The 8,575-nt window shown below is 46.8% G+C and carries 9 protein-coding genes; 2 read left to right on the forward strand and 7 right to left on the reverse strand.

Annotated elements, in window-relative coordinates:
- Positions 1-153: 153 nt before the first annotated feature.
- From cydX to B5J93_RS10305, 4 genes are all read right to left on the reverse strand, one after another.
- Positions 154-291 (reverse strand): cytochrome bd-I oxidase subunit CydX, encoded by a 138-nt coding sequence (gene cydX / locus B5J93_RS10290; RefSeq protein WP_079326291.1) that lies wholly within the window; start codon positions 289-291, stop codon positions 154-156.
- Positions 292-301: 10 nt separating this feature from the next.
- A complete protein-coding gene (cydB, locus tag B5J93_RS10295; RefSeq protein WP_079326292.1) occupies positions 302-1,441 on the reverse strand; it encodes a cytochrome d ubiquinol oxidase subunit II in 1,140 nt (379 codons plus the stop codon).
- 2 nt (positions 1,442-1,443) lie between these two features.
- Complete coding sequence (locus B5J93_RS10300) at positions 1,444-3,048, reverse strand: cytochrome ubiquinol oxidase subunit I (RefSeq protein ID WP_079326293.1); 1,605 nt, start codon at positions 3,046-3,048, stop codon at positions 1,444-1,446.
- Between the two features lie 212 nt (positions 3,049-3,260).
- The gene (locus tag B5J93_RS10305) at positions 3,261-3,950 is read right to left on the reverse strand and encodes a pirin family protein (RefSeq protein WP_079326294.1); all 690 of its coding nucleotides are present in this window, start codon (positions 3,948-3,950) and stop codon (positions 3,261-3,263) included.
- A gap of 165 nt (positions 3,951-4,115) precedes the next feature.
- Here B5J93_RS10305 and B5J93_RS10310 point away from each other — a divergent pair, with 165 nt between their 5' ends.
- Positions 4,116-4,598 carry a WG repeat-containing protein gene (locus B5J93_RS10310; RefSeq protein ID WP_079326295.1) on the forward strand — a complete coding sequence of 161 codons (483 nt, stop codon included), beginning with the start codon at positions 4,116-4,118 and terminating at the stop codon, positions 4,596-4,598.
- 98 nt (positions 4,599-4,696) lie between these two features.
- Here B5J93_RS10310 and B5J93_RS10315 read toward each other — a convergent pair whose 3' ends face one another.
- From B5J93_RS10315 to purD, 3 genes are all read right to left on the reverse strand, one after another.
- Positions 4,697-5,395, reverse strand: coding sequence for an LrgB family protein (locus B5J93_RS10315; protein WP_079326296.1), 699 nt, complete (start codon positions 5,393-5,395; stop codon positions 4,697-4,699).
- Positions 5,382-5,807 (reverse strand): CidA/LrgA family protein, encoded by a 426-nt coding sequence (locus B5J93_RS10320; RefSeq protein WP_079326297.1) that lies wholly within the window; start codon positions 5,805-5,807, stop codon positions 5,382-5,384. Before B5J93_RS10320 ends, B5J93_RS10315 begins: the two co-directional genes overlap by 14 nt.
- 174 nt (positions 5,808-5,981) lie before the next feature.
- Positions 5,982-7,253: a phosphoribosylamine--glycine ligase gene (purD, locus tag B5J93_RS10325; RefSeq protein ID WP_079326298.1), complete on the reverse strand. Its 1,272-nt coding sequence runs from the start codon at positions 7,251-7,253 to the stop codon at positions 5,982-5,984.
- A gap of 284 nt (positions 7,254-7,537) precedes the next feature.
- Between purD and B5J93_RS10330 the strand changes: the two genes are divergently transcribed.
- Entirely contained in the window at positions 7,538-8,449 is a 912-nt protein-coding gene (locus B5J93_RS10330; protein WP_079326299.1) for a LysO family transporter, read from the forward strand.
- Positions 8,450-8,575: the final 126 nt, after the last annotated feature.

Here is an 8,575-nt window from a genome sequence, read left to right on the forward strand (position 1 = left end):
AATCAAAATCAAGCAGACAGCAGTCATTTGGTGGAATTTGAGAGTATTGAGCAGGGGTTGGTGGGGTATTTTGGGGTTTGGTGGGTGTAATGTTAGCAAAATAATTAAAATCGGACAGCCTCCCATCCGATTTTATGTTATAAAAAGCATAAATTAACCTTGCCCATCACGCTCCTTATCCTTACCATAAAACGCCTCTTCTCGGCTGTCTTCAAACTCCACCCACACAGCACTGATAATCGCCAACAGTACGGCAAAGCCTAAGCCCAATATCCATGCAAAATACCACATGAGTTGCCTCCTAATATAGTATATGTTCGTTCTCTTTGATGTAGGCTTTGGTAACCTTACCCCGCATGATGGCGTACGCCCAGCTTGTGTAGCCGACCACCACAGGCAGGATAAAGACCACCACATAGACCATGACCATGAGCGTGAGCTGACTGGACGTGCTGTCCCACACGGTCAGGCTCGAACGGGGGTCGGACGATGACGGCATATAAAAGGGGAATAAAGCGACCCCTGCGGTCATAATTACCCCAAGCACGCCCACGCTAGACAACACAAAGGCAGTCAAGGTGCGTCCTGCTTTCATGACAAGCACCGCCATGATAGGCATGATGACGCCTAAGGCAGGAAATAACCACAACGCTCCATGAGCCTTAAAGTTGGCAAGCCACGCCCCCTGCTCGGTGATGACGGTCTTACTCGTGGGGTCAATCAAGGCGTTTTTGTCCACCGAACTGGCGATGACATAGCCGTCAAGATTTGCCACCCAAAAGCCTGCCAGTACAAATAACACCGACATGATGATGGCGGAGATGGTGGTTAATTTTTTGGTGCGAGTTTGGATATCATCGACCGTGCGATGAGCCAGATACACCCCGCCTTGGGTTATCATCATAAAGGCACTCACCAGACCGCAGAGCAGGGCAAAGGGCGACAATAAGCCCCAAAACGAGCCGGTGTAAGTAGAGACAAGCTGATTGTCAAAGCCAAATGGCACGCCCAAAAATAAGTTGCCAAACGCCACCCCAAAAATCAAGGCAGGGACGAACGAGCCAATAAACAGCCCCCAATCCCATGCTATCCGCCAGCGTTCATCTTTGACCATGCTACGGTATTTAAACCCCACAGGTCGAAAAAACAACGCCCACAATGCCGCCATTAACGCCCAATAAAAGCCACTAAATGCCGTGGCGTACAACAGGGGCAGGGCAGCAAAAATCGCCCCGCCTGCGGTAATAAACCACACCTGATTGCCTTCCCAATGAGCCCCAATGGTGTTGATGACAACACGCCGTTCTTTGTCCGTTTTGCCGACAAAGGGTAACAGGCTACACACGCCCATGTCATGACCGTCCATGATGGCAAAGCCAATGAGTAGGACGCCGATGATGAGCCACCAGATGAATTTTAGGGTTTCATAATCAAATAACATGGTTATACTCCTTTAAATTCATTGGGGTTGATGATGTTTTTGTCGCTTTTTTCGCCAAAATACCGCCCTGTGCCGAGACTGGCAGGGCCCAGACGGACGTATTTTTGCATGAGATAAATCTCAATGATAAACAAAATGGTATAAAACACCACAAAGCCAATCAGCGACCATATCACGTTACTAATGGCGATGTTAGATGCCGACAAATGCGTGGGCAACACGCCATATACCGTCCACGGCTGACGACCATATTCGGCAACAAACCAACCTGCTTCGGCGGCTATCCATGGGGCAGGGAGCATGATGACGGCAAATTTTAACAGCCATTTTTTCTCCATAAAATTGCCCTTAATGGTGAAAAACAGCGATAAGGAAAATAATACGAGCATCAAAAAGCCCAAACCGACCATGATACGAAACGACCAAAACATGGGCGTTACCCTAGGAATGGTGTCGTTCGTGGCAGATTTTACCATGTCGGGGGTGGCTTGGGTAACATCATGGGTGTATTTTTTGAGTAGTAGCCCAAAGCCCAAATCGTTTTTGTGATGTTCAAACTGTGCCAGTGTTTCAGGATTGACCGCCTTACCGTCTGCCATGCTCGCACGCATCTCATCTAAGGCACTCACCGCAAAGATACCGCTGACGATTCGCTCTTCGTTAATCTCCTTAATGTCATGAATGCCTAGTATCTCCTTATCTAGCGAGCGTGTGCCAATGATGCCCATGGCATAGGGGATATGTATCGCCCAGTCGTTTTTCTCTTCTTTTTCGTTGATGAGTGCCACCAGATTAAAACTGGCAGGGGCAGGCTCGGTCTCCCACATCGCTTCCATGGTGGCAAGTTTGGTCTGCTGAGCCAGTCCGATAGAGTAACCCGACTCATCACCCAGCACGATGGTACTACAAATGGACGCAAAACCAAAGGCGGCCGCCACATGAAAACTGCGTTTGGCAAAGGCGACATCACGCCCTTTGAGTAGATACCAAGCCGACACCGACAGCACAAACATCGCTCCGACCACATAGCCTGCCGAGACGGTATGGACAAATTTATTTTGAGCATCGGGGTTTAGCAGGATTTGGGCGAAACTGGTCATCTCCATTCGCATGGTTTGGTAGTTAAACTCTGCTCCCACAGGGTTTTGCATCCAGCCATTGGCAATCAAAATCCACAGAGCCGACAGGTTGGTTCCCAATGCCATGAGTATGGTGGTGATGAGATGTTGCACACGGCTCATTCGCTCCCAACCAAAGAAAAACAGCCCCACCATCGTGGATTCTAAGAAAAACGCCATCAAGCCTTCAATGGCAAGGGGGGCTCCAAACACATCGCCGACATAGTGTGAATAATACGCCCAGTTCGTCCCAAACTGAAACTCCATCGTAATGCCTGTGGTAACGCCTAAGGCAAAGTTGATGCCAAAGAGCTTGCCCCAAAATCGGGTCATGTCCTTCCAAATCTCTTTGCCTGTGATGACATACACCGACTCCATGATGACAAGTAGCCATGTCATGCCAAGCGTTAGGGGAATAAATAAGAAGTGAAATAATGCTGTTACGGCAAATTGTAGCCGTGAGACATCCACCAAAGACTCGGTAATCATACCGCTCTCCTGCCATTTTGTTGCGTTGCAAAAGCGTAATTTTGTGATTAAAACTCATTTTTGTCAAGGCGAAAACTGTTGATAAATGGTTAAATTCCATTCATTTTAAATACATCAATCAAACCCTAAACAAAAACCCAAACAAAAAAACAGACAAGCCAAACTTGTCTGTTTTAAGGTAAATAAAAAGGGCAAAATATACCACGCCAGACCTACGATCTCGGCAAATCAAACAACAAAAACTCTGCAAATTCATCGCTTTGGGTGATAATTTGGCTCTCATCAATTATCGCTGCCGCATCGCCTGCTTGATACTGCTTGCCATTTATCACAACAGACCCTTTGGCGATTTGTAGCCAGTAGGCTCTGCCTTTATCAAGGCTTACGCTCTGCTCGCCGTCCACTTGATACCGCCACAGCTTCATGTCTTGATACACCACAAACGACCCTCTCTCCCCTGTGGGCGACAGAATGAGCGTACCGCCCATGTACTCATCAAACCTTGCCTGCTCATAGCGTGGGGTTACGCCCATGCGGTTGGGCATTATCCAAATTTGGTAGAGATGTAGCTCGTCCGTGTCGCTCGGGTTGAACTCCGAATGACGCACGCCCGTCCCTGCCGACATAAGCTGAAACTCGCCTGCTGGCACGGTCTCGCTGTTACCCATGCTGTCCTTGTGGGCGACCGCCCCTGACAGTACATAGGTCAAAATCTCCATGTCCTTGTGTGGGTGCATACCAAAGCCCATGCTTGGGGCTATCCAGTCTTCGTTAATGACACGTAGGGCAGAAAAGCCCATAAAATTGGGGTCATAATAATCGGCAAACGAAAAGCTATGGCGACTGGTTAGCCAACCATGCTCGGCAAAACCACGTTCGTGCGATAATCTAGGGATAATCATAAAAATACCTGATGTTTTTAAAATTTATCCCATTATAAATCTTTAAAAGTGGTAAATAAATAGCGGTTTGGTTGATGTATCTTTTCTTAATAGGAAAAATAAAACACGCTTGTCAATATCGTCCAAATTGATTATGATAACCCCCATGCCTTTTAGGAGATTATCATGAATATCAAGCCCCTTATTGTTGCCCTATCTCTTTTACCTTTATCTGCTTTGGCGTGTGAAAAACCGCAGGTAACGGGATATGATTTGGTTGATTGTTTACGAGGCGGTTTGGCGACAGTATGGCAAAAGGGCAAACAAGGTGTTGTTGATAAAACAGGTAAAATCATTATTCCTGCTCAATATGATTCTATCGGCTATTTTTCAGAAGGCTTAGCAGTCGTAGAACAAGACGATAAATATGGCTATGTTGATAAAACAGGCACAGTGGTTATTCCCATTCGGTATGATTATGCCGAGAGATTCTCAGACGGTTTGGCAAAGGTAGAACAAAACGGCAAATATGGTTTTATAGATAAAACAGGCAAAGCTATTATTCCTATTCAATACAACCATGCTTGGGATTTTACAATGGGTAAAGCTATTGTTGAATTAAACGGCGAAACTTTTTATATCGACAAAACAGGCAAGCGTATTGATTAAAATAAAAGTACCCAAATAGACATTTTGTTTGGTATTATTGAATCAAGACGATTTAAATTTGGACGTGTATGGGCAATTTATTCGCCCTTGGTAAATCATCATTTTAATAACCACAATATCGCCATCGGCAACCATACCGCCGTTACCAAGCCATTAATGGCAAGCCCAAAGGCGGCGTATCGCCCTGCGGTGGGGCTGATTGTCCATGCTTCGACCGTACCAATGGCGTGAGCAACCAGACCCAGTGCCAAGCCTTTTGCTCTGTCGTCTGTGATGTTTTTGAACAAAATACGGCATACCCCCGCCCCCAAAATCCCCGACACGATGATGATGAGATTGGCAAGTACAAGCGGTGCGTCAATGATTTGGGCAACCGACAAGCCCACAGGCGTGGTAACCGACCGTGTGGCAAAGCCCAAAATCGTCTGTATATTTAGGCTAAACACATACGCCAAACTCATCGGCATAATCGCCCCAACAAGACTTGCCATGACGACAATGATAGACAGCTTTTTGACAGGCAAACCCTTAAAATCCATGCCTGCCAAGGGGACGGCAAGCAGGACGGTGCTATACCCAAGCAAGCGGTCAAAGACAGGTTTGGCATGGGCGTAATACGTATTGTAAGGCAGTTGAATTATGGCAATGATGATAAGCGTTAGCATAATGGCGATGATAATCATCGGTATGCCACGAAAGTATTTGTTGATATAACGTAACACATATTTTGCCCCGATATGAGCGATGAGCGTAACGACAAAGGCGATAAAAATCGTGGTGCTATCAAGCGTTGGCATGATTTTTTCCTTTGTCGTCCGTGCTTTTTAGCCAGTTTTGGGACAATTTGGCAAACGCCCAAAGCGGTATCACGGTGCTGAGCACGATGACCGCCGACACGGCAAGTAAATCCGACCCAAGCCCAAACAGCAAAATCCCTGCCCCTGCCGACACAGGCAAAAACGCAAATCCACTATCTACAAGTAGCACGCTTGCCGATGACGATAGCCAATTTGGCAAACCGCCCTTGATAAGACGCATGCCCATGAGTATGGCAAAAAGCGACACCAAGCCGACAATGTTGGTGGCGGTTGGCATTCCCAAAGCGGTGCAAACAACCAAGGCAAGCTCACGCACACCGATGACGATGCAGACGGTGGCGAGCATACCAAGCCAAAAAGTGGGGGATTTGGTGAGATAGGGGGATTTCATTGTTATTATGTCCTTATATTGGGGTGTTGCTTGATATACTTAGCTAGAATGGTTATTTAATCATCATCATACGATTAGGTCAAGGTATGGAGCAGGTTTTATAAAAAATGTTCATTATTTTATAAAAAAATAGAGTCAAATACGACTGCATTTGACTCTATATTCAGATAAAGACTAACGCCCAATCGCACGCCAGCCAATATCCCTGCGATATTGTATGCCGTCAAAGGCAATTGTACCACAGCTTGCCAACGCACGAGCTTGGGCATCTGCCACGCTCGCCCCAAGGGCGGTAACGCACAGCACACGTCCGCCATTGGTTAGGATTTGTCCGTTCTCTGCCTTTGTACCTGCGTGGAATACTTTTAGGTCGTCCTGCACATCTGGCAAACCTGTAATGACATCGCCTGATGATGAACTCTCTGGATAGCCACGACTGGCAAGGACAATGCCCAAGGCAACTTCGTCCGTCCATTCTGCACTGGCGGGCAAATTGCCGTCTAAGCCCTGCAAAATCAGTTCAACTAAAGACGACTTTAACCGCATCATAATCGGCTGAGTCTCAGGGTCGCCAAATCGGCAGTTAAACTCAATCACATAAGGGTCGCCTGCGTCATTTATCATTAAGCCTGCATACAAAAAGCCCTTATAAGGCGTGCCATTTGCCCTCATCTCGTCCACGACAGGGCGGATAACACGCTCAATCACTTTCTCATGCACATCAGCCGTTACCACAGGGGCAGGCGAGTACGCGCCCATACCACCTGTATTTGCCCCTTTATCGCCTTCAAAAATGCGTTTGTGGTCTTGACTGGTTGCCATGGGCAAAATATTATCGCCGTCAATCATACAGATAAAGGACGCTTCTTCCCCTGCCAAAAACTCTTCGATGACGACACGGCTCCCTGCTTGCCCAAATTTATTGCCTGATAGCATGTCATCGATGGCACCAAAGGCTTCGGACTCGTCCATCGCCACAATCACACCCTTACCTGCCGCCAAGCCGTCCGCCTTGATGACAATGGGTGCTCCCTTGGAGCGGACAAAATCTTTTGCCAGCTCTACATCGGTAAAGACTTCATAAAAGGCAGTAGGAATGCCGACTTTTTTCATAAAATCTTTGGCAAATGCCTTAGAGCCTTCTAGCTGTGAGCAGTATTTGGAACAGCCCCACGCACGCACGCCAGCCCGCTCCAAATCGTCCACAATGCCCGCCACAAGCGGAGCTTCCGCCCCCACAAGCACAAAAGCGATGTCATGAGTCTGACAAAACTCAATCACGGCAGGGTGGTCGGTGATGTCCAAATCCACGTTTTGAAGCTTGGGTTCGCTTGCCGTGCCTGCATTGCCACGAGCGACATAGACCGTCTGCACTCTGTCATCTTTGGCACACGCCCACGCTAAGGCGTGCTCACGTCCGCCTGTACCTGTTACTAAAATTTTCATAGCAGTCCTTATGGGTTGGGATAAATGCCCCTATTGTAGCAAATTTTACCCAAAAAATCTTGGGAATATTTTATCCAAAAATTTGCCATAAAAAGTGTTATTCTTGCCAGTTGACAACAATAACGCTTTTTAAATCCCTTTTATAATAGGGAAGATTTTGAATCTCATTGGCTAGACTTTGAGCATGCCCTTGTGTATCTTAATCAAAATCTTGTCTATTTATCAAAAAATGTTATAATCTTACGCTCATCATTCTTTGATATTTATTCTCCCATCATTACGCCATGCAAGGTATCATCACACTTCTGCTTATCCTAACCCCGATGTTTGTTGGTTTTGCCCTGCCAAACAGCAAAAAAAGCACGCATTTGGCGGAGCGTGGGCTTAATTATCTGGTGTTCATCATCTTGATGGTGATTGGCATGGAGCTAGGACTGGTTGATGATTTACAGCATAAACTTGCCAATATCGCCCTGTATCTGTCGGTACTTATGGTGCTAACCATCGGCTCAGGGTTGATGGCTTTGGTGGTTTTTGACCGTATGTCGCCCTGTCAGTATTGCTCACAGCAAAGCCCGACTGCCAAGCCCAATGTCAGCATTCACGGCAGTCTGACCCAAATCCTGTGTTTGGCGATGGGCTTTATTATTGCTAAGTTTTTACCTGCCACGTGGCACCCACCGGAGAAGACCACGACGGTGTTACTCATGCTACTGTTGTTTTTGGTGGGTATTTCACTCAAAGGTTCAGGTGTCAGTCTCAAACAAGCACTGCTAAATAAACGGGGCTTGCAAATCAGCTCGATCTTTGTGGGGGTAACACTGCTCTCAGGTGTCCTTTTTGCCCTGCTTTTTGATGACGTGTCAGTGGCTCAGGGCTTGGCGTTGTCATCGAGTTTTGGTTGGTACTCGCTCTCAGGCACGATAATGACGGACGCTTATGGGGTGGTGTGGGGTAGTGTGGCACTGCTAAACGACCTAGGGCGAGAAGTGCTGGCACTCATCTTTATCCCATGGGTCATGCGACATTCATCATCGGCAGCGATAGGGCTTGGGGGTGTGACCAGCCTTGACTTTACTCTGCCAACACTCACGCAGGCGGGTGGAGCTTCTATTATTCCGCTAGTCATCAGCTTTGGTTTTATTACTAATCTTATCTCACCTGTTTTAATGGTGTTTTTTGCCAGTTTTTCTTAGATGTTTTTAAGGTTTATTAAAAAATTATTAAGGCGTATTGAACTTTTGTATTTGCAATGAAAAATGAGAAAAATCGCATATTTTTCAAGGAAAAAGTGAGGTCTGGTAGTCATTCTATCAAACGAG

The sequence above is a fragment of the Moraxella equi genome (assembly GCF_002027555.1).
Taxonomy (GTDB): Bacteria; Pseudomonadota; Gammaproteobacteria; order Pseudomonadales; family Moraxellaceae; genus Moraxella; species Moraxella equi.

Excerpts from the sequence above, each read along its gene's own strand:
- B5J93_RS10315 (WP_079326296.1), bottom strand. The coding sequence starts at position 5,395 with ATGCCAACGCTTGATAGCACCACGATTTTTATCGCCTTTGTCGTTACG.
- B5J93_RS10330 (WP_079326299.1), top strand. The coding sequence starts at position 7,538 with ATGCAAGGTATCATCACACTTCTGCTTATCCTAACCCCGATGTTTGTT.
- B5J93_RS10305 (WP_079326294.1), bottom strand. The coding sequence starts at position 3,950 with ATGATTATCCCTAGATTATCGCACGAACGTGGTTTTGCCGAGCATGGT.
- B5J93_RS10320 (WP_079326297.1), bottom strand. The coding sequence starts at position 5,807 with ATGAAATCCCCCTATCTCACCAAATCCCCCACTTTTTGGCTTGGTATG.
- purD (WP_079326298.1), bottom strand. The coding sequence starts at position 7,253 with ATGAAAATTTTAGTAACAGGTACAGGCGGACGTGAGCACGCCTTAGCG.
- B5J93_RS10300 (WP_079326293.1), bottom strand. The coding sequence starts at position 3,048 with ATGATTACCGAGTCTTTGGTGGATGTCTCACGGCTACAATTTGCCGTA.
- cydX (WP_079326291.1), bottom strand. The coding sequence starts at position 291 with ATGTGGTATTTTGCATGGATATTGGGCTTAGGCTTTGCCGTACTGTTG.
- B5J93_RS10310 (WP_079326295.1), top strand. The coding sequence starts at position 4,116 with ATGAATATCAAGCCCCTTATTGTTGCCCTATCTCTTTTACCTTTATCT.
- cydB (WP_079326292.1), bottom strand. The coding sequence starts at position 1,441 with ATGTTATTTGATTATGAAACCCTAAAATTCATCTGGTGGCTCATCATC.